This is a genomic window from Streptomyces sparsus (assembly GCF_054776295.1).
Genome location: NZ_BAAHCA010001336.1, coordinates 1 through 997 on the forward strand (window position 1 = coordinate 1; position 997 = coordinate 997).

The 997-nt window shown below is 72.0% G+C and carries 2 protein-coding genes and 1 pseudogene; all 3 read left to right on the forward strand.

Going from position 1 to position 997, the window contains the following annotated elements:
* On the forward strand, positions 1-468 hold a 468-nt coding region (locus ACYVE9_RS28270), incomplete at its 5' end, for an ABC transporter ATP-binding protein (RefSeq protein ID WP_461030733.1).
* A gap of 70 nt (positions 469-538) precedes the next feature.
* A complete protein-coding gene (gene amiA / locus ACYVE9_RS28275) occupies positions 539-658 on the forward strand; it encodes a streptamidine family RiPP (RefSeq protein ID WP_461030734.1) in 120 nt (39 codons plus the stop codon).
* A gap of 84 nt (positions 659-742) precedes the next feature.
* Positions 743-997 (forward strand): annotated as a pseudogene (locus tag ACYVE9_RS28280) (hypothetical protein); the annotation flags it as partial.

The following is a 997-nucleotide window of genomic DNA, read 5'->3' on the forward strand; positions in this document are numbered from 1 at the left end:
ATGCTGAGCGGCGGGGAGGACGCCGCAGTGCGGCGGGCGCTGGCCGACGTCGGTGTGGCCGACTGGGCGGACCGCCCGGTGGACGCCCTGTCCGGCGGCCAGCGCCAGCGGGTGTGGATCGCGATGGCGCTGGCCCAGGAGACCCGGGTCCTGCTGCTCGACGAACCCACCACCTACCTCGATCTGCGGCACCAGTTGGAGGTGTTGCAGACGGTGGTGCGGCTGCGTGCGGAACGGGCGCTGACGGTGGTGATGGTGCTGCACGACCTCGCCCACGCGGCCCGGTTCGCCGAGCGGCTGGTGGCGCTGCGGGACGGCCGGGTGGTGGCGGACGGGCCGCCCGCCGAGGTGGTGACTCCCGGGCTGCTGGCGGACGTTCTGGACGTCGCGGGTCGAGTCGGGCGGGATCCGCAGGGCGGCTGGCCGGTGTGTTATCCCGATCACCCGTTGACCACTAGAAATCGATAATCGTTTTCATTAGAGTGGGTGTGCGAAGTCCGAACGGACGTCGCACACCCGTTGATTGGGAGGATTCCCCATGGACCAGACCAACGAGCAGATCTTCACGCCGATCGCCGACCCGGGCCAGCTCGCACACGCCTCGGCCAGCCACTCCAACGCGCTCGTCGAGAACCCCTTCGACGACGGCGAGGAGTAAGTCCCCTCGCGGGCCCGCCCGGTGAACCCCACCGGGCGGGCCCGCCCCTTCCCGCGTCGTTCCGTTCGGACAGGAGACAAAGCCGTGACCCGCAGCCGACTCGCCCCCGGAGTCGAGATCGTCACCGTTCCCGGTCACGGTCTGGCCGTGCGCACCGCCGCGGGTGAGTTCCTGCGCGTCAACCCCGGTGACGTGCCGCCGGCCGCCCTGCTCGACCGTCTCGCGGGTGGTCCCGGCGACGGCGGCGGCCCCCGACTGGACACCGTGGTCGCCCAGTTCGAGAGCGCCGGCTACGCCGGCCGGCACGACGGCCACGCCTGGCCGGTCACCCGCCGGGAC